This window comes from Pseudomonas silesiensis, assembly GCF_001661075.1.
Taxonomy (GTDB): domain Bacteria; phylum Pseudomonadota; class Gammaproteobacteria; order Pseudomonadales; family Pseudomonadaceae; genus Aquipseudomonas; species Aquipseudomonas silesiensis.
This window is the reverse complement of sequence record NZ_CP014870.1, coordinates 4,132,374-4,150,841: the sequence shown is the minus strand read 5'-3', so window position 1 is coordinate 4,150,841 and position 18,468 is coordinate 4,132,374. Positions and strand designations below refer to the sequence as shown.

Below are 18,468 nucleotides of genomic sequence, written 5' to 3'. Positions count from 1 at the left end.
CTTGTCCCTAAGATGGTCATCCATCACTTTCTGGGTGGAAGTGATGTACCAGACCTATTAGGAGATCGCTCGTGAAGCTTTACTACATCCCTGGCAGCTGCTCCCTTTCCCCTCATATCGTGATCAATGAACTTGGTCTTGATGTCACGCTGCTCAAGGTAGATCACAGGGAGCACACGGTGGACGGTGACGTCGACTATTACGATGTAAATCCTCTCGGCTATGTGCCGATCCTTGAATTGACAGATGGAGCCAGGCTTCGGGAAGGCCCGGCGATCGTGCAGTATCTGGCTGACCAGAAGCCCGAAATGGGGTTGGCTCCACCCAATGGCACGCTGGAACGGTATCGGTTGCAAGAATGGCTCAGCTTTTTGACGTCGGAGATCCACAAGGGCTTTATTCCACTCCTTTTTGCCGGGCTGGCGGGCAAGTACGTGGACACTGCCAAGCCCAGGCTGGAGGCCCGCTATGGGTGGATAGATAAACAACTCGCTGACCGCCAGTTTCTGCTCGGCGACACGTTCACTGTCGCCGATGCCTATCTGTTCGCCCTGACTGGATGGGGGCAGGCGGACTGGCTGACGTCATACTACAAAGCCGACATCTATTTCGACGACCTGAAAAATCTCCAGGCCTGGTACGGCCGGGTGCGTCAGCGTCCAGCGGTTCAAAAGGCGCTGCAGGTAGAAGGACTGGCATGATGTTGAGCTGCCAGAGGCGCTGCTGAAGATTTAGGTGACGGATCGCCTGCGAGATTTGCCTCTGCTGTTTGTTCAATGGCAGTACAGCAGGCGCATCCAAGTGACTGCTATTGGCCCAGAGTGTGTAAAAACACAACTACGCTCAAAAGCCCTGTATCGAATTTTTATTTCGTTGTACGTTGAAGCCGCGGACGGCTTTGAACTGAATGATGACCGTCCCCGGCCACAACACTCGCAAAGGAATGCACATGATCGATGGTTCCGCCGTTTTGACAGTCTTTTTGGTTTACCTGGCCGGTGTCGTTATTCCAGGGCCAAATTTCGTTGCAGTAGTCCACAAAGCGGTAGCTGCTACGCGGTCAGAAGCTTTGGCCTTGGTAGCAGGCATCGTATTAGTCAATTTGTTCTGGGCCACCTGTGCAATCGCAGGTATCGGCGTTGTATTTGCTGCGTTCCCTTGGGCGGCGCTGATCGTAAAAGTTCTGGGGGCTGCCTATCTGATGTGGTTTGGATTCCGACTGCTGCTCAAGGCCGGGAAGAGCGCGTTTGCCCCCTGCAATAATGCTGTCGTCGGAAACTTTCGACAGTCATTCATTCAGGGGGTCGTTACGAACATTGGCAACCCTAAATCCATGGCCTTCTATGCCGCTATTTTCTCAGCGGCAGCCCCCACCCACGTTTCACCAAGCACGTTTTTGTCGATGCTGGCAGTCGTAGTGGTGGTTTCGATGACTTGGTATGGGGTGGTCGCAATCGCTCTTTCGCAACCTGAGATCGCTTCAGCGTATCGAAGGAGGAAAAAAGCTATTGATCGATTATGCGGTGGTTTGATTTTGTCTCTAGGGATCCGGCAGCTGGTTCAATAAGTCTACGATTGAGTATCTATCCAGCCCGAAAACCCTTGCGATGATTTCCAAGGAAATTATAGGTGGTTGCGCAGGTTCAAGAGAGCATCTTGGTGCAGCTACCCAACAGATTGTAGGGAATCACAATGGGTGAATACCGTTACACGAACGCGGACAGATTGAGTCAGCTTAAGAAACTAGAGTCAGCACTGCCCGAACTGATACGGGTCGCTAATTCCACTCCAGCGATGACTTACGTTGAAGATTATCGTCTGGCGCTGGCGAAGGCCGTTGAGCTCCGATCTGCACCGGACGTTCTTGCTGAAGGCCGATGTTGCTCGTCCCCCATCGCGTACGAGGATTGCCGTCTCCAAATAACCGTAGGTTGCGAGTACTGCTCTCAGTCTATTCAAGACAGGTTTCAGCTGTCGCAGGCAGACCATCAAGAAACGCAGCAATCTGCCGGGCACCACACAAATGCACCGTACGAATCTGCGGCCCTACAGCCAACCGCACCGCCTCAATACCCGGACGATAACCACGATCAAAACTCCACACAAAATTCAGAAACGTCAAAAACTCCCGATCCAGCTTCTCCGTACAACCTGCTGCCAGATCAGCACGAGGGCGGTTCATCACGCTACGTACGATCACCCGTCTTAAACAGGTCAGCCGAGGCGTATCGAGCCAGATAATCAAGTCAGCACGGGGCAAGCGAAGATCAAATGTACGCCGCGCATAGTTACCTTCACAAACCCACGCATCCGGTGCAATCGCTTCACTGACCCGCGCACGGAATTGCTCAGCGTCCGGTTCGACCCAACCGGGCTCCCAGAACAATGTGTCCAGATGCACCACGGGCAGGCCTAGGCGCCTGCCGAGGGCGCGGGCGAGGGTGGATTTGCCGCTACCGGCGTTGCCGAGAATGACGATCCGTTGCATGGTCGGACTTCCTGTCGAGAAAAAGCCGGCAATTGTGCAGGTTTCGTGGTCTCAGTTAAAGATTGAAGGGGGACGACCGCGCCACGGGAATGAGTTATCTGCTGCGCTATTTGCAAATCAAAGCCCGCTTGAACTTGCCAGCCCGGTGCCAGTTCGCCGGAGATTTCGGCTTCATAGCCTTTGGTTTTTGGATGCCGACGGCCGAGAAGTGTTCGTCGAGGTCGTACACCAGGCCGGCGTAAGGGATGAGTTTTCCAGTCTCCCTGGAGTCGTTGCTACCGGTCAGGCGGCAGTCCGTGAGACGAGAGCCTAGCAGCAGGGACAGGTCATCCGTGAGGCTCAGGCGAGTCGAAAAGTAGCCGGCGGTCTGCCGTCGTCATCGTTCCTGGCGCTGACGTTACCCCAGTCGGGCTCGTCACTGTCGAGTAAGCAGCCTTGCGCAAACCCGCAGTCGAGCTTCGGGCTTTCCTTAAGCGTGCCTACGTAAAGTTCAGGTCTGCTGAATCCACTCACGTGCGACTTTCAAGCTCGCATCGCTGCCGGCCTTGTCCGTGCAAACAGTCACCGAGGTACCACCATCACCCGTATTCTCTGTTCCGATCTACAGAGCTGTTGTGTGAAGACGAGGATTAGCTCAGCGCGCTGCCCCTTCTTTCCACAACCCTGAAACTCAAGTGCACAGATGTTCCCTGTTGTTCGTGGCTGGTCAGACTGGCTTCTCCACCAAAACTTTCCATAATCTGCTTCACCATGATCAGCCCAATACCCAGCCTGCCTTGCCTGGTGGTGTAGAAGGATTTGAACGCCATGATTTCTTGCTGTCGTGACGTTCCTTCCCCGGTATCACCAATGGTCAGATGCAGCCATTGGTCGACTTCATCCACACTGGCCAGGATGGTTAATTTTCCCCCTCCCGGCATCGCCTCTATGGCATTGGCAATGACGCTATTGAGAATCTGAGTAAGTAAAAGCGGATTACTGATTATCTTGGGGGCGGGCTCATTTTTGAATTCGACCTGGATTCTTGATTGAGTCAATTGCGCGTTGAAACTGCTCAGTGTGGCGTGTACCACCGCCATCGGTTCCACCAGTTCTGCCTCTCCACGGATCGGTCGCAAGCACAGCAGCAATTCATGCACCCACTGCGACATCCGATCGACCTGACTGACAATATCGTCGATGTTCTTTTTCGCGGGTTGACCGTTCATGTCGTTCGCCAATTCTGCGCTCGAGCGGATGCAGGCAAGAGGGTTGCGCAGACTATGAGCGACCGCCGTGGACATCTCGACCAGACCCACGTAGGTCTTGTTGGCGACGAGTTGCGCTTCCTGTGAGGCCAGCTGGATCGATGCCCGTCGGACAATCCAATACAGCCCGAAGTAAAGGAGTAGACCGCCCACTGCCGTAGACAGCCAGATTATCCAGTGGCCACGATTGAGGCGCTCGATCAGATCGACTGGCTCCTTGTAAATTTCAACCACCGCCAGGGTATTGCCCAGGTCATCTACCAGGGGAATGTAGCTTTCGATGAAGAACATTTTGGGAGGATGCAAAAATTGCTGTTCTGGACGGATCTCATCAGCATTGCTGTATTTGGTAGAAACCCGGTCTTTTGAGCTGAATGCGGCTTCAAGCGCCTCATCGTTCGGAAATACTTGTCCAATAAGCTGCGGATTGGTCGACCACATCACTGTCCGAAGAGGGGAGTAGATGCTAATCAGGAGTGAGTCAGGAAGGTGCGAAAGGTGGTCGAGGAATTCGGAGCGTGCACGTTGCCTGTTCTGCGACATTTCTTCCGACAGCATTCCATATTGGGTGGCTGCCAGAACATCGCCCATCCGCATCCCGGCCAACCCGTGGTGCCGTATCTCGCCGATGGCGATGGTCTGGATAAACTGCGCTGACAACAGGGCGTCGCGCTCCAGGCTTTCGGTGACTAGAAAACGCGTCGACACTGAACCCAACCCAAGAGCTATCGCACTGATAAGGATGAAGCTGATGATTGAAAACCACCGCAGGAGGTTGGGTTGTCTGGTCGGCGCTATTGAGTCAGCCGCTTCCTGATGCAAACGCTTAAACAATGCTGATAGTGCATGCATGAAAATATCCTTTGATGTGCTTGCTATCCATATGTAGCAGCTGAATCTCTCAACACAGCCTAGATGAGTTATCAGCATTCTCTATGCCAGGAATTCAGGTCAATGGCACTTCTGACTAAGGTAGCCAATAGTCATGCAACGTGGCGCTTGAGGCGGTGGAACCTGTTGACGCGCGCAGCCCGACCGATTGCTCGTAAAAGTTTTACGCAAAATTTACGGGGCTTTCAGGTTGGGCATCCGATACTGCGCGGTGGTTATTTGGAACGCACCTGTTATGTCCTTCTCAGCAATTCGGCTTATCGGCTTCATCTTAGGCATTTTTCTGATCACGCTGGCCCTAAGCATGGCCATTCCCATGATCACACTGGTGGTCTATGGGCGTAGCGACGATCTGTCGGCATTTCTCTGGTCGAGTTTGATCACCGTCGTCTGTGGCCTCCTGTTGATCGTGCGGGGGCGCCCGGATACTGGCCAGCTTCGTCCCAGGGATATGTACCTGCTGACGACCGCAAGCTGGGTAGTTGTGTGCATATTTGCAGCGTTGCCAATGGTGTTTATCAGCGATATCAGCTACACCGACGCATTCTTTGAAACGATGTCTGGCATCACAACCACGGGCTCGACGGTACTCACCGGTCTGGATAGCGCATCGCCGGGCTTGTTGATATGGCGCTCCATGCTGCATTGGTTGGGAGGCATCGGTTTTATCGGCATGGCTGTGGCAATCCTCCCGCTGTTGCGAGTAGGCGGCATGCGTCTGTTCCAGACAGAGTCCTCGGATTGGTCGGAGAAAGTGACACCGCGTTCCCATGTGGCAGCCAAGTACATTCTTTTGCTCTATCTGGGGCTTACTGGCATCGGCGCCCTGGCGCTCTGGCTCGTTGGGATGACGCCATTTGAAGCGGTCAACCACGCCATGTCGTTGATCTCTACCGGGGGGTTCTCAACGTCGGATGCCTCACTTGGGCATTGGACGCAACCGGCGATTCACTGGGTGGCAGTGGTTATCATGATTCTGGGCAGCCTGCCATTCACCTTGTACGTCGCGTCATTGCGGGGCGATTGGCGTGCGCTGATCAAGGATCACCAGGTACGCGGATTTATCGGCTTCTTGCTCGTCACATCGCTGGCTGTGGGAACCTGGCTTTGTTTTCACAGCGATTACGGATGGTGGGATGCGTTTCGTATCGTGGCGGTCAATGTGACCTCGGTCGTCACGACCACCGGAATTGCGGTTGGCGACTACACGTTATGGGGCAGCTTCGCTGTCTTGCTGTTTTTCTATCTGACCTTTGTCGGCGGATGTTCAGGCTCCACTGCAGGCGGTCTTAAAATTTTCCGTTTTCAGGTTGCTGGCGCCTTACTGGTCAGTAGCTTGAAGCAGTTGATCCATCCTCGAGCCGTGATTCAGAAGAAGTACAACGGTCATCCCATCGACGAGGAGATCTTGCGCTCGCTGTTGACCTTCTCGTTTTTCTTCACCATCACTATTGCTGCCATCGCCTTGGGCTTGGCGCTCATTGGACTTGATTGGACAACAGCATTGAGCGGCGCAGCTACTGCGGTGTGTAACGTCGGGCCAGGGCTTGGCACGATCATTGGGCCGGCCGGTAATTTCTCATCGTTACCGGATGCCGCCAAATGGCTACTGACCGTGGGAATGCTTCTGGGACGGCTGGAAATCCTGACGGTGTTGGTACTGGTAACTCCGGTTTTCTGGAGATATTGACCCACCTTGTCGGGGTGCCGCTGTTGGTCGATTCCTGCCTGTTGCGAAGGGCAGCAATCGACCGGGGCTGTGCAGCGGGCGGCCGACAGCTGCTCGGTCAGCGTCAGAGAAAGAAGGTGTTGGCAAGCGCCTTGCCAGCGCGCGCCCCTGCCACCGTGTCCCGTTAAAAGTATTTAAGCCAGCCCATATCGCGACGGCGCGCCTTCAGTGCGGCGAACCAGCGCACCGGCAGATACAGCGTTGCAGCCAGCAGCACCGCCGTCAGCCACACCGCCCAGAGGCTGTCGTAGCCGAAGTAGTTGCCTTGGTTCGCGCCGAACACTGCCACGCTGATCAGGTACATCACTTTCAGTACGTACAGGTGGAGCAGGTAGAAGAACATCGGCGCCGCGCCAAATACCGCGAGGGTGCTGATCCACCTGCGTTGCTGAGCCCGTTCGAAGGCAAGAAGCAAGAGCAAACCGACCCCCAGCGTCAGCGACAGGAAGAGCAGGGAAGGGGGGTATTTGGTGATGTTGAAGAAGCTCATGACGGTTTGCAGGGTGCTTTCATAGGCCAGCCAATGCGCCTCGCCATAACCGTTGACCAGGCGCAGTGCGACGAAGCCGATCAATGCGCCGGCGCCTGCCAGCAACAGATAGCGCTGACGCACGGGGGTGGAGGCTGAGCGAGAAAACCAGGGGCCGATGCAGTAACCCAGGGCGATCACGCCGATCCACGGCAGTACCGGGTAGGAGCTGCGCAGGCGCAGGCTGTCCGAGAATTCGAGCCAGCCGCGATCATGCAGGATCGCCCAAGGAATGTGCATCGCCGAGCCGACCGGGAAGTGCAGGGGATCGAGCAGGTTGTGCCCGGCGATGATGGTCAGTCCCAGGACACAGAGGATTGGCCGAGGTAGCCAGACCAGTGCGGCGAGGGCAATCATGCTGACGCCTATCGCCCAGATCACCTGCAGGTAGATCACGGTGGGCGGGAGCTGGAATGTCCAGGCGAAATTCACCAGGGTGAACTCCAGCAGCACCAGGAACAGGCCACGCTTGAACAGGAAGATCGAGACATCGTGCCTGCCCTGGTGCTTTTCGCCGTACAGGTAAGCGGACAGGCCGGTGAGCAGAACGAATACCGGCGCACATAGATGGGCGAGGGTTCGGCTGAAGAATAGCGTCGGGTCGGTGGTGTCGATGGCCATTGGGTCGGCGACTTGACGGTGCAGGAAGAAGGTTTCGCGCACGTGGTCCAGCAGCATGAAGATGATGACCAGTCCCCGGAGGGCATCGATGGACATCAGGCGTTGGCTGACGCTTGTGGTGGTGGGGATTTGAGTGAAGTGGGTCATCGAGAGTCGCAGGCAGGGGGTGGATAGCGCTGTCGGTGGATAGCCGATAGCTGATGAAATGTTATTCTATTACATGTCATTTGATTCTGTCTTGTCCGCGCGGATTTCGGTTGTCGGTGTGCTGCAAAAGCAGAAGGCGGCCTTGAGGCTTGCGGTGGCTGTGATGACGCCTTCGCCGGCAAGCCGGGCTCCTACAGGGGATTGGTCTCGTTTCGTGATTTTGTGTTCACTGGAAAAGCACAACACCGGCGCCAGGCCGGTGTTGGGTTTTTCTTCGTTGCGTTCATCTCGGGTAGCGGGGAATGGCGCCACCCGACCGGGTACCTTAGAAGCGGTACTTCGCCGAAGCCGTAATGCTGCGCGGTGCGCCGTAGGTCAGGGCGCCGTAGGCGTCGAAGATGTCGAAGTACTTCTGGTCGGTGACGTTGTCGGCATTCACCTGGGCCGAGAGGTTTTCGGTGATTTCGTAGCGGGCCATCAGGTTGACCAGGGCGTAGGCGTCCTGCTGGATTTTCTCGGAGTTGCCTGCCGGGTTGGTGGCGTAGGTGTAGATCGAGTCCTGCCAGTTGACGCCGCCGCCGATGGTCAGCTTGTTGAAAGCGCCTGGCAGGCGGTAGGTGGTGAAGGTGCGCAGCAACTTGGTCGGGTACAGCGTGTTGACGTCGTCGCCGTTGGCATCTTCGGCCGTGAACTGGGTGTAACCCACCGAGGCGTTCCAGTTGGTCGCGAGTTCGCCGGACACTTCCAGCTCGAAGCCCTTGCTGGTGGCGCCTTCACTGGCCTCGTAGGCGAAGCCGCCGACCGGGTTCGAAGGGTCGATCAGCTGGCCGGTGTTCTGGCCCAGGTTATCCTGCTTGATCTGGAAGATGGCGGCGGAGGCGTTCAGGCGGCCGTCGAAGTACTCGCCCTTCAGGCCGAGTTCCGTGCTCTCGCCAACGATCGGGTCCAATGTCTGGCCACTGCTGTCGCGTACCGACTGCGGCAGGAAGATTTCCGTGTAGCTGGCATAGGCCGAGAGGTTGTCGGTGAGGTCGTAGACGATGCCTGCATAAGGCGTCAGCTCATGGTCGACATCGACCTTGCTCACTTCCGAGAACACGTCATCACTGGTCTTCTCGTACCAGCTTTCACGGGCGCCGAGAATCACTTTCAAATCGTCGGTCACGTTCAGGCGGGTGGCGGCATAGAGGCCTTTCTGCCGGGTCTCGCTGTAGCCGTAGTCGGTCCGCGGGCCCCATACCGGCTCGGCGAAATTGCCGTTGTAGGCATCGAAATCGGCAACGCCGTCGAAGCCTGTTTGCGCGTCGAGTGAATCGGCGTCGAACTTCTGCTTGCTGTCCACGTAACCGAAGGCCAGATCGTGCTCACGGCCCAACAGCTTGAACGGGCCATTGAAGCGGATGGCGTAGTCGTCCTGGGTGGTCTCGGTCTTGTAGGTCGCCGGGAACGAAAACATGCCGGAGCTGCCGTTACGGCCGGGATTGCCGGACAGGTACAGCAGGGACGAGTCGCCGGTGCGCTCGCCACGGTTGTAGCTGAGGTTGACTTGCCAGTCGTTGGCAAAGGTGTGATCGAGGTTGACGAAGTAGGTCTCGTAGGTGGTGTCCCACTTGCTCCACTTGGCGGAGGTCGACTTCGAGCGGCTCCAGTTGGTGCGGCCGCCGTCTGCGTACCAGACGGGCAGGCCGCCCCACATCGGCGAGTCGGCGTTGCTTTCTTGCCGGCTCAAGCCGAACCAGAGCGTGGTGTCGGGCGTCAGGTCGATGTCCATGGTGCCGTAGACGGTCTGGCGCTTGTTCGAGTTCATGTCGATCCAGGTGTCGCCCTCGTTGCTCTCCGCGACCAGGCGCCCGCGAATGGTGCCTTCCTCGTTCAGTTTGCTGGCGACGTCAGCTTCGACGCCATAGGTGTCCCATGAGCCGGCGCTCAGTTCCAGCGAACCCTTCAGGTCGGTACTGCTGGCGCGCTTGCGCACCATGTTGATGGACGCGGAAGGGTCGCCGGCGCCGGTCATCAAGCCGTTGGCGCCACGGACCACTTCAACGCGGTCATACATGGCCAGGCTGCTGAAAATCTCCCCCGAACTCCAGGGCTGTTCGTAGAGGGTGGGCACGCCATCGATCATCAGCGAGTTGAGTTCGAAGCCCCGGGCGTTGAACTGCGCCCGGCTGGTCTCGTAGCGGTTGACCGAGACACCGGTGGCATTGTTGACCACGTCGAGGATCGTATGCAGGTCCTGGTCCTGGATGCGCTGCTGGGTGACGACGCTGACCGACTGCGGCGTCTCCCGCAGGGACATGCTCAATGGCGTGGCCGTGCGTGCAGCAGCGGTCGTGTACGAGTTTGTGTCTTCAGTGACCGCACTGCGCTCGCGCACGGCCGTCTCCGTGACAGCGATAGGGGCCAAGGTCAGAGAACTCCCTGTCTCTGTCTGTTCAGTCTTTTCCGCCGCCTGCACCCATGGCGCAGCGAAGGCGATACCGGCAGCAAGCATGTGCACTGCCAGGGCCAAGGGGCGCACAGCCAGCTGCGCGCGGGGCGGAACGGGGTTTTGTGAACACAGGGAGATTGGGCTGTACATGCGTACTCACATTTGGTTTTGTGTTATTGAGAATCAATATCATACGCAAACGTGAGTAATTGTTAAATACTACTTGTAATGTAATTGCCTATCTTTCGCATATAGGGCGTTGGCGATCTTGCCCAGCGCCACGTCGGACAAAAAAAAGCCTCCATCGATTTGCGTCGATGGAGGCCAAGACAAAACAGTCTGGAGGTGCGTCCTACGGCATACCCAGCCAATTGGGCAGCGCCAGGGAGATGAACGGTACGTAAGTCACCAGAATCAGGAACATCAGCAGGATCGACAGCCACGGCAGGGCGGCGCGAATGGTCTGCCCCAGCGTCAGCCCGGTCACCGCCGAGGTGACGAACAGGTTCAGGCCCACCGGTGGATGCACCAGGCCGATCTCCATGTTCACCACCATGACGATGCCCAGGTGGATCGGATCGATGCCCAGCTTCATCGCGATCGGGAAGAAGATCGGCGCGAGGATCAGGATGATCGCCGAAGGCTCCATGAAGCTGCCGGCGACCAGCAGGACGATGTTGACCATGATCAGGAAGCCGATCGGCGTCAGGCCTTCGGAGAGCACCCAGGCGGTGATTTGCTGCGGGATCTGCTCGGTGGTCAGCACATGGGCGAACAGCATCGCGTTGGCAATGATGAACAGCAACATGATCGTCAGCCGGCCCGACTCCAGCAGGACTTTCGGGCATTCGCTGATTTTCATGTCCTTGTAGACGAACAGCGCAATGAACGCCGAGTACACCGCTGCCACCGCTGCCGCTTCGGTCGGGGTGAACATGCCGCTGTAGATCCCGCCGAGGATGATCACCAGCAACAGCAGGCCCCAGAACGCACGTTGCGCGGTGTGCAACCACTCGCGGAATGTCGCCCGTGGTTGCGCCGGCAGGTTCTTGACCCGGGCGACGATGTAAATCACCACCATCAGGATCACGCCCAGCAGGATGCCGGGTATCACGCCTGCCATGAACAACTTGCCCACGGAGGTCTCGGTCGCCGCCGAATACACCACCATCACGATCGAAGGCGGAATCAGGATGCCCAGGGTACCGGCGTTACAAATGATCCCGGCGCCGAATTCCCTGGGATAGCCGGAGCGCACCATGCCTGCCACCGCAATCGAGCCAACCGCCGCGACAGTGGCCGGCGATGAACCCGACAAGGCCGCGAACAGCATGCAGGCGAGCACCGCCGCAATCGCCAGGCCGCCGCGGATATGGCCGACGCAGGCGTTGGCGAAATCGATCAGGCGCTGTGCCACGCCCCCCGTCGTCATGAACGCGCCGGACAACAGGAAGAACGGAATGGCCAGGAAGGTGTAGCTGTCGGACGTCTCGAACAGTTTGATCGCCAGCGAACTCAAGGAGTCCTGGCTGAACAGCAGGATCGACACCGCGCCCGACAGGCCCAATGAAATGGCGATGGGCACGCCCAGGAACATGAATACGAAGAGCAACAGGAACAGACAGATAACCGTCATCAGTGTTGCTCCTCACCTGGATGGGCCAGTTTGCTTGCTTCCGCGGCTTCGTCCGCCAGCCCCAGGCCGATCTGACGATGGGTGAACAGGCGGTACATGATTTCCAGATAGCGCACGATGACCAGGGCGAAGCCGAACGGCACGATGATCGCGATGTGACCGATCTTGATCCCCCAGCGATCCAGGTCTTCGGCACCGATCCCGGCGGCCAGCACAGCGGAGACCCAATGGAAACTCGCCACCAGGAACAGCCCGGCGTACGCGAGGCAGCAGGCGCAGGCGAGCATCGCCAACAGGCGCTGCATGCGTTTGCTGGTTTTCTTGACCAGTACGTCCACGCCCAGGTGGCCCGCCGTGCGCACGCCATAGCTGATACCGAAAAATATCAGCCAGCCAAACAGCGCCTTGGTCAGGGCGATGCTCCAGGTCATTTCCTGGGCATATTCCATGAGGTGATCGCCGATCCCTGCGAAAATGTCGCGACTGAACGCCCATTTATCGCTGAGTGTGTAGAACATCGTGTAGAGGTTGTTCAGCGCCACGTAGACGAACGTCACCAGCGTCATGGCAGCCAGGAGGAAGGCAATCATGCCTTCCTCGAAATGCCGCCAGACTCGCCTGAGCGATTGCATAAGAATTCTCCGAACGTAGAGAGGGCGACCACCCCGAACCGGGTGGCCACGCACACATCATTGCCTGACGGCCGCGGCTTGCAGGAGCGAGGGACCCGCCCTCACGAAGCCTTGTTCGCGTCCTCAGCCGCCTTGATCAGGTCCGCGCCGATTTCATCGGAGAATTTGTCCCAGACCGGGCGCATGGCTTCGCGCCAGACCTGGCGCTGCTCTGGGGTCAGCGGGTCGATTTCGCTGGTTTTGGAGTCGATGATTTTCTGTTTGGCTGTCAGGTTCAGGGCTTCGGCTTGCTTGTTCACCTCGACGGTCACCTGGTCCATGATCTTTTGCAGCTCGCTGCGCACATCTTCCGGCAGGCTGTTCCAGAATTTGGAGTTGGTGATGACCATGTAGTCGATCAGGCCATGGTTGGTTTCGGTGAAGAACGGCTGGACTTCGTTGACCTTCTGGCTTTCGTAATTGGACCAGGTGTTCTCGGTGCCATTGACGGTGCCGGTCTGCAGGCCTTGATAGACCTCGGCAAAGCTCATCTTGCGCGGGTTGGCGCGGATCGCCTTGAATTGCTCTTCGAGCACGCTGGACGCCTGCACGCGGAATTTCAGGCCACGGGCATCCTTGGGCAGGATCACTTTCTTGTTGGCCGACAGCTGTTTGAGGCCGTTGTGCCAATACGCCAGGCCATGAATGCCCTTGTCGTCCATCGACGTCAGCAACGCTTTACCCTTCGGGCCTTGCTGGAAACGGTCGACCGCGGCCAGGTCGTCGAACAGGAAGGGCAGGTCGAAGATCTGTACCTGCTTGGTGTAGTGCTCGAACTTCGCGAGCGACGGCGCAAGCATCTGCACATCGCCCAGCAGCAAGGCTTCCATCTCCTTGCCATCGCCGAACAGCGACGAGTTAGGGAACACCTCGACCTTCACCTTGTCCTTGAGCTGCGGGTCGGCGGCGACCAGCTTCTGGAACATCAAGGCACCCTGGCCTTTGGGCGTGTTCTCCGCGACGACATGGGCGAACTTGATGACAATGGGGTCGGCTGCCTGGGCGAGGCCTGCCATGGAGAATGCAGCGGCGCAGAACAGCGCCTTGGTCAGCTTCAACATCGATATCACCTTTTTATTGTTGTAGGAGAATTCAGTCGCTGAGGGCTTTGTCAGGCCACCCGTTTTCCGGGCAGCCTCGAATCGTTTCCAATCTTAAGATGGCCCAACCGACGGCGTTTCGAGAATTAGCTTTTCTGTAACCCTGCGTTCGGTGGTGGTGAACGCGAGTGTTATCGGCGCAAGTTTCAAGCCTGCCTGACAGCGCGGCGTTGTTTAAAACCTAGCAGGCCGGGCGCAAACTGCACTCTTTGTGGCGTGGCAGCGTTCCGGGCAGGCATGCCCGCTTTAGTTGGCCGCCAGCGCCAACAGGCGCTGGGCGCGAAGCAACACCGGTGCGTCGACCATCTGGCCGTCCAGCTGGAAGGCGCCAGCGCCGTTTGCGGCCGCGCTGGCGTCCACCACCCGGCGCGCCCATGCCAAATCATCGACGCTGGGGGCGAGGGCCTCGTGAATGACCGCCACCTGCTTGGGGTGAACGCACAGCGCACCGCCGTACCCCATGTCGTAAGCGTGACGAATGGCACGCTGCAGGCCGTCGGGGTCGCCGATGGCTGGATAGACGCCATCCAGGGGAGGCAGCAGGTCGGCACCGCGCGAATGCAATTGCACCGCCATGCGCGCCTGATCGAGAACAAGCAGCGCAGCGGCGGTGCCGGTATTCAGGTTCAGGTCGAGGGCGAGGTCGAGGCTGCCGAACGACAGGCGCTCGACGCCCTCGGCGTGGGCAATTTGTTCCAGCGCGAGCAGGCCTTTGGCGCTTTCGATAATGGGCCAGACGGGTTTGCCGGTCTGCCAGACGGCGGCCACATGCGCCGCGCTTTCCACCTTGGGCAGCAGTACGCCTGCAACGCCGGCCTGCTGCGCGCAGAACGTCAAATCCGCCGCATGCTCAGGGTGATCCGGCGCGTTGACCCGCACCCAGACCGAGGCCTGCGGCGTGTTGTGCAGAAAGTCCGCCAGGTGCTCGCGCGCCTGGCGTTTGAGCGGCTCCTCCACGGCGTCCTCGAAATCGACGATCACGGCATCGGCGCCAGCGGCCAGGGCCTTGGCAAAACGCTCGGGTCGACTTCCCGGTACAAACAGCGCGGAGCGGACGATGGATCGGGACATGATGGGTATTTCCTCGTAACCTGAATTGAACCCGTGGCAAAAACGCCCTCAAACCACCCCAGCCGCACCTAACCGCGCCTGCTCCTGCGCAGAGAACCCCAGCTCGCTCAGAATGCCGCCGGTGTGCTGCCCCAACCCCGGCACGCCATCCATCCTCGGCGTGAACGCAGTGTTGTGACCGGGAGGCAGCAGCGACGGCAATTTCCCGCTGGGGCTGTCCACTTCCCGCCAGCGATCGCGCGCCTTGAGCTGCGGGTGATCCCACACACCCTGCATGTCATTGACCCGGGCATTGGCGATCTGTGCGTTTTCCAGGCGCTCGACGACCTCCTCGACCGACAGCGCGGCAAAACCGTCGACGATGATTTGCCGCAGCGCTTCACGGTTCTCCGAGCGCTTGAAGTTGGCAGAGAACCGCTCGTCCGTCGCCAGCGACGGGTCCAGCAGGACCTTCTCGCAGAACAAGGCCCATTCGCGCTCGTTCTGCAGGCCCAGCATGACGGTGCCGCCACCGCCGGTGGGGAACGGTCCGTAGGGGTAGATGGTCGCGTGCGACGCCCCGGCCCGTGCCGGTGGTGGCGCACCGTTGTAGGCGTAGTACATCGGGTAGCCCATCCATTCCACCAGGCTTTCGAGCATCGTCACGTCGATGCGGCTGCCGACCCCGGTTTTTTCCCGCAGCATCAGCGCCGAGAGGATGCCGGTGTAGGCGTACATGCCCGCTGCGATGTCGGCGATCGAGCAACCGGCCTTGGCCATTTCATCCTCTCCCGGGCCACCGGTCACCGAGAGAAAACCGCCCTCGCTCTGGATCAGCAAGTCGTAGGCCTTTTTCTTTTCATACGGCCCGCCCTCGCCGTAGCCGGAAATATCGCAGACGATGAGCCGGGGAAAACGCGCCTGCAGCGCCTCGAAGGACAGCCCCATGCGTGCCGCCGCACCGGGTGCCAGGTTCTGCACCAGCACGTCGGCCTTGGCCAGCAGTGCCTCGAGAATGCCGCCGGCGGCGTCCTGTTTCAGGTCCAGGGTCAGGCTTTCCTTGGAGCGGTTGGTCCAGACGAAATGCGAGGCCAGGCCATCGACCCGCTGATCGTAGCCGCGGGCGAAATCACCCGTGCCGGGGCGTTCGACCTTCACCACGCGGGCGCCCAGATCGGCCAGCTGCCGGGTACAGAAGGGCGCCGCGATGGCGTGCTCCAGGCTTATGACGGTGATGCCGTCCAGCGGACGGGGAGTGAGTTGAGTCATTTGGATTACCTATTCGCTCAGGCCGTGCACGTTCTGATGCAGCAGCGCGCTGCGCGTGAAAGTGCGTCAACGGTTAAATCAGATCAGCCAACGCCTGCGCATCACGCAGATGCCAGACCTTGTCGATGATCGCCTTGCCTTGCTCTTGGGTCCGCGCACCGGAGAACGCCAGCAAGCGCTGGAACTTGGCCTCCAGTTCGGGACGCGACAGGGTGTTGCCGGGATCGCCCTTTGGATCGTCGATGGCCGCGGTCAACGTGCGCCCGTCAGTGGTGGTGAGGATCACGCGGCCGAGCCAGCGCGCCGGATAGGCGGCATCGACTTCGGGGTCCAGTTCCATGCTGACTTTTTCGCGAAAGGCGTCGACGTCGGCATCGGTCAGGGCCAGGTCGCGAAATTCGATCAGTTGCGCGCTGCCATGCACGGCGATCAATCCCAACACCGCGCCCATGGAAAACTTTGCCTGATGCACGGTGGCCGGTTTCACCACGCGGCCCAGCACATCGATGGCGGCCTGGTGCACGCGGGTGACGACCCTGGCGATCTGGTCATGGCGCAGGTGCTCGCGCTGCATCAAGTGCAGCAAGGCATCGGCGGCGGGGTGCGTGTGCCGGCACGAAGCGTGGAACTTGAACGAGGTTTCTGCCAGGGCCCAGCGTGTGCCCAGCCGATCCGACAACCTGGCAGGGTCGGCATCGGTAGACATTCCCGCCGCCATGCCTTGCTCGCCTTCCAGGATGTTGCGCGCGCCGGTCAGGCCGTCCTCGGTCATGTAGGCGGCGAGCAAGCCGTCGGCGGCGGCCTTGGCGGTGTGCAGTTGCTTGGAGTCAGCGGCATCGCGCAGAAACTCCCACAACCCGGCCGCTTGAGTCCCGGCGTTGCCCAGCAGGTTGATGAATTGTTCCTTGTCGAAACCCAGCAGCTTGCCCACGCCCACCGCGGCGGCCAGGGTGCCGACCGTGGCGGTGGTGTGGAAGATTCGATAATGCGAACGCCCCATGAACTCGCCAATGCGAATGCCCGCTTCGTAGCCTGCCACCGAGGCCAGGAGTAAATCCTTGCCCGACTTGTTCAAGTCCTGGGCCGCCGCCAGCACAGCGGAAAACACCACCGTGGCCGGATGCAGCACCGAACTGTTGTGCAGGTCGTCCTGCTCGACCAGGTGTGACGAGGCGCCGTTGACCAAGGCGGCGAAGTAGGGCGATGTATTGCGCCCGCTGACCAGGATCCTGGCGGACCCGCTGGCTGGCCCCATGCGCTCGGCATAGCGCTCGAACAGCGGAATCGGCCGCGCGCCCTGGCTGGCCAGCGCCGAGCCGATCCAGTCCAGGAACAGGTCTTCGGTGCGCGCCAGCACGGCCTCGGGAATGTGCTCGTATTGCAGGTCGGCCAGGAACGAGGCCAAAGCGTGGGTATGGCTCATGGGCGGGCCCTCAGAAACTGCGCGGCAATTCGAGCAAGTGCTCGGCGACGTAGGACAGGATCAGGTTGGTGGAGATCGGTGCCACCTGGTACAGCCGGGTCTCGCGGAACTTGCGTTCCACGTCGTATTCGCAGGCGAAACCGAAACCGCCGTGGGTCTGCAGGCAGGCGTTGGCGGCCTCCCAGGAGGCTTTGGCCGCCAGGTACTTGGCCATGTTGGCGCTGGCCCCGGCGTTCTTGCCGCTGTCGTATTCCTCGCAGGCGCGCCAGCGCATCAGGTCGGCGGCCTCGATCTCGATATGGGCTTCGGCAATCGGGAATTGCACGCCCTGGTTCTGCCCGATCGGGCGGCCGAAGACCACGCGATCACGGGCATAGGCGCTGGCTTTTTCGATGAACCAGCGGCCGTCGCCGATGCACTCGGCGGCGATCAGGGTGCGTTCGGCGTTGAGGCCGTCGAGGATGTAGCGGAAGCCTTTGCCTTCTTCGCCGATCAGGCTGTCGGCCGGCAGCTCGAGGTTGTCGAAGAACAACTCGTTGGTTTCATGATTGACCATGTTGGCGATGGGCTGCACGGTCAGCCCTTTGCCGATGGCTTCGCGCAGGTCGACCAGGAAGATCGACATGCCTTCGGATTTTTTCTTCACCTCGGCCAGCGGCGTGGTGCGCGCCAGCAGGATCATCAGGTCGGAATGCTGCACCCGCGAGATCCAGACCTTCTGGCCATTGATGATGTACTTGTCGCCTTGTTTGACCGCGGTGGTCTTGATCTTGGTGGTGTCGGTACCGGTCGAAGGCTCGGTCACGGCCATCGATTGCAGGCGCAGCTCGCCGCTGGCGAGCTTGGGCAGGTAGTGGCTCTTCTGCGCCTCGTTGCCATGGCGCAGCAGGGTGAACATGTTGTACATCTGGCCGTGGACGGTGCCGGAGTTGCCCCCGCACGCGTTCACTTCTTCAAGTATCACCGAGGCTTCGGCCAGCCCCAGGCCCGAGCCGCCATATTCGGCGGGGATCATCGCCGACAACCAGCCGGCATCGGTCAGGGCCTTGACGAACGCTTCGGGGAAACCTTTCTGTTCGTCGATGGTGCGCCAGTAAGCCGCGTCGAATTCGGCGCACAGGGCGCGCACGCCCTCGCGGATGGCGTTGAGGTCTTCGTCGTCGTACGGATTCATGGTTGTGCTCTCGGGTCGGTCAGCGGCGCATCACGGGGGACGGGCGATGCGTTCACGCAAAA

General features: G+C 59.4%; 14 protein-coding genes. 3 read left to right on the top strand and 11 right to left on the bottom strand.

Annotated features, from left to right (window positions below; all coding sequences use genetic code 11):
• Positions 1 to 71 precede the first annotated feature (71 nt).
• Both gstA and PMA3_RS18370 read left to right on the top strand, forming a co-directional pair.
• A complete protein-coding gene (gene gstA / locus PMA3_RS18375; RefSeq protein WP_064678515.1) occupies positions 72 to 701 on the top strand; it encodes a glutathione transferase GstA in 630 nt (209 codons plus the stop codon).
• Between the two features lie 248 nt (positions 702 to 949).
• Positions 950 to 1,567 (top strand): LysE family translocator, encoded by a 618-nt coding sequence (locus PMA3_RS18370; RefSeq protein WP_064678514.1) that lies wholly within the window; start codon positions 950 to 952, stop codon positions 1,565 to 1,567.
• Positions 1,568 to 1,951: 384 nt separating this feature from the next.
• On the opposite strand, the gene PMA3_RS18365 is transcribed toward PMA3_RS18370, so the two are convergent.
• Both PMA3_RS18365 and PMA3_RS18360 read right to left on the bottom strand, forming a co-directional pair.
• Complete coding sequence (locus PMA3_RS18365) at positions 1,952 to 2,488, bottom strand: P-loop NTPase family protein (RefSeq protein ID WP_064678513.1); 537 nt, start codon at positions 2,486 to 2,488, stop codon at positions 1,952 to 1,954.
• Positions 2,489 to 3,117: 629 nt separating this feature from the next.
• Positions 3,118 to 4,587 carry a sensor histidine kinase gene (locus tag PMA3_RS18360; RefSeq protein ID WP_064678512.1) on the bottom strand — a complete coding sequence of 490 codons (1,470 nt, stop codon included), beginning with the start codon at positions 4,585 to 4,587 and terminating at the stop codon, positions 3,118 to 3,120.
• Positions 4,588 to 4,861: 274 nt separating this feature from the next.
• On the opposite strand from PMA3_RS18360, the gene PMA3_RS18355 reads away from it, so the two are divergent.
• Entirely contained in the window at positions 4,862 to 6,316 is a 1,455-nt protein-coding gene (locus tag PMA3_RS18355) for a TrkH family potassium uptake protein (RefSeq protein ID WP_064678511.1), read from the top strand.
• Between the two features lie 163 nt (positions 6,317 to 6,479).
• On the opposite strand, the gene PMA3_RS18350 is transcribed toward PMA3_RS18355, so the two are convergent.
• From PMA3_RS18350 to PMA3_RS18310, 9 genes are all read right to left on the bottom strand, one after another.
• Complete coding sequence (locus tag PMA3_RS18350) at positions 6,480 to 7,652, bottom strand: acetyltransferase domain-containing protein (protein WP_064678510.1); 1,173 nt, start codon at positions 7,650 to 7,652, stop codon at positions 6,480 to 6,482.
• A 325-nt stretch (positions 7,653 to 7,977) separates the two neighbouring features.
• Positions 7,978 to 10,233 (bottom strand): TonB-dependent siderophore receptor, encoded by a 2,256-nt coding sequence (locus PMA3_RS18345; RefSeq protein ID WP_064678509.1) that lies wholly within the window; start codon positions 10,231 to 10,233, stop codon positions 7,978 to 7,980.
• A 202-nt stretch (positions 10,234 to 10,435) separates the two neighbouring features.
• Positions 10,436 to 11,719: a C4-dicarboxylate TRAP transporter large permease protein DctM gene (gene dctM / locus PMA3_RS18340; RefSeq protein ID WP_064678508.1), complete on the bottom strand. Its 1,284-nt coding sequence runs from the start codon at positions 11,717 to 11,719 to the stop codon at positions 10,436 to 10,438.
• Positions 11,719 to 12,351, bottom strand: coding sequence for a TRAP transporter small permease (locus PMA3_RS18335; RefSeq protein ID WP_064678507.1), 633 nt, complete (start codon positions 12,349 to 12,351; stop codon positions 11,719 to 11,721). The genes dctM and PMA3_RS18335 overlap by 1 nt, the downstream gene beginning before the upstream one ends.
• Before the next feature lie 101 nt (positions 12,352 to 12,452).
• Positions 12,453 to 13,451, bottom strand: coding sequence for a TRAP transporter substrate-binding protein (locus PMA3_RS18330; RefSeq protein WP_064678506.1), 999 nt, complete (start codon positions 13,449 to 13,451; stop codon positions 12,453 to 12,455).
• 285 nt (positions 13,452 to 13,736) lie between these two features.
• Complete coding sequence (locus PMA3_RS18325) at positions 13,737 to 14,561, bottom strand: HpcH/HpaI aldolase/citrate lyase family protein (RefSeq protein ID WP_064678505.1); 825 nt, start codon at positions 14,559 to 14,561, stop codon at positions 13,737 to 13,739.
• Between the two features lie 48 nt (positions 14,562 to 14,609).
• The gene (locus tag PMA3_RS18320) at positions 14,610 to 15,809 is read right to left on the bottom strand and encodes a CaiB/BaiF CoA transferase family protein (RefSeq protein WP_064678504.1); all 1,200 of its coding nucleotides are present in this window, start codon (positions 15,807 to 15,809) and stop codon (positions 14,610 to 14,612) included.
• Between the two features lie 73 nt (positions 15,810 to 15,882).
• Positions 15,883 to 17,232, bottom strand: a complete 1,350-nt coding sequence (locus PMA3_RS18315) for an MmgE/PrpD family protein (protein WP_064678503.1) — start codon at positions 17,230 to 17,232, stop codon at positions 15,883 to 15,885.
• Positions 17,233 to 17,242: 10 nt separating this feature from the next.
• Positions 17,243 to 18,406: an acyl-CoA dehydrogenase family protein gene (locus PMA3_RS18310; protein WP_064678502.1), complete on the bottom strand. Its 1,164-nt coding sequence runs from the start codon at positions 18,404 to 18,406 to the stop codon at positions 17,243 to 17,245.
• Positions 18,407 to 18,468 lie beyond the last annotated feature (62 nt).

What these genes read in the sequence shown, in the direction of transcription:
- PMA3_RS18370 (WP_064678514.1), top strand. Translation starts at nt 950, where the DNA reads ATGATCGATGGTTCCGCCGTTTTGACAGTCTTTTTGGTTTACCTGGCC.
- PMA3_RS18330 (WP_064678506.1), bottom strand. Translation starts at nt 13,451, where the DNA reads ATGTTGAAGCTGACCAAGGCGCTGTTCTGCGCCGCTGCATTCTCCATG.
- PMA3_RS18360 (WP_064678512.1), bottom strand. Translation starts at nt 4,587, where the DNA reads ATGCATGCACTATCAGCATTGTTTAAGCGTTTGCATCAGGAAGCGGCT.
- PMA3_RS18325 (WP_064678505.1), bottom strand. Translation starts at nt 14,561, where the DNA reads ATGTCCCGATCCATCGTCCGCTCCGCGCTGTTTGTACCGGGAAGTCGA.
- dctM (WP_064678508.1), bottom strand. Translation starts at nt 11,719, where the DNA reads ATGACGGTTATCTGTCTGTTCCTGTTGCTCTTCGTATTCATGTTCCTG.
- PMA3_RS18320 (WP_064678504.1), bottom strand. Translation starts at nt 15,809, where the DNA reads ATGACTCAACTCACTCCCCGTCCGCTGGACGGCATCACCGTCATAAGC.
- PMA3_RS18365 (WP_064678513.1), bottom strand. Translation starts at nt 2,488, where the DNA reads ATGCAACGGATCGTCATTCTCGGCAACGCCGGTAGCGGCAAATCCACC.
- PMA3_RS18350 (WP_064678510.1), bottom strand. Translation starts at nt 7,652, where the DNA reads ATGACCCACTTCACTCAAATCCCCACCACCACAAGCGTCAGCCAACGC.
- PMA3_RS18355 (WP_064678511.1), top strand. Translation starts at nt 4,862, where the DNA reads ATGTCCTTCTCAGCAATTCGGCTTATCGGCTTCATCTTAGGCATTTTT.
- PMA3_RS18335 (WP_064678507.1), bottom strand. Translation starts at nt 12,351, where the DNA reads ATGCAATCGCTCAGGCGAGTCTGGCGGCATTTCGAGGAAGGCATGATT.
- PMA3_RS18315 (WP_064678503.1), bottom strand. Translation starts at nt 17,232, where the DNA reads ATGAGCCATACCCACGCTTTGGCCTCGTTCCTGGCCGACCTGCAATAC.
- PMA3_RS18345 (WP_064678509.1), bottom strand. Translation starts at nt 10,233, where the DNA reads ATGTACAGCCCAATCTCCCTGTGTTCACAAAACCCCGTTCCGCCCCGC.
- PMA3_RS18310 (WP_064678502.1), bottom strand. Translation starts at nt 18,406, where the DNA reads ATGAATCCGTACGACGACGAAGACCTCAACGCCATCCGCGAGGGCGTG.